We start from the raw sequence: 277 nt of genomic DNA, 5'->3' as shown, positions 1-277 counted from the left end.
CAAAAAGAGAAATTTTATCAATTACCTAAAGTGTTTTTTACGAATCCTAAATATACTAAATTGTCTAATGATGCAAAAATAACTTGGTCAATACTAAGAGATCGTTTAGATTTATCCATAAGAAATAATTGGGTAGATAAAAATGGAGATATATTTTTTATTTATACCAACGAAAAGCTTAAATCTATTTTAAATATTAGTAGTCCAAATAAGTTATCTAAAATAAAAAAAGAATTAACTCAAGCTGATTTATTCAATCAAATAAGAGTAGGTTTAA

The 277-nt window shown here is 22.7% G+C and carries 1 protein-coding gene; it reads left to right on the top strand.

The features are described from left to right. The coding region (locus FEK29_RS17825; protein ID WP_205123429.1) for a replication initiator protein A at positions 1-277 on the top strand (277 nt) is incomplete at both ends.

It is taken from the genome of Maribacter aurantiacus (genome assembly GCF_005780245.1).
Classification (GTDB): domain Bacteria; phylum Bacteroidota; class Bacteroidia; order Flavobacteriales; family Flavobacteriaceae; genus Maribacter; species Maribacter flavus.
Note: the sequence above shows the minus strand (reverse complement) of the source record. Positions and strands in the feature narration are given on the sequence as shown.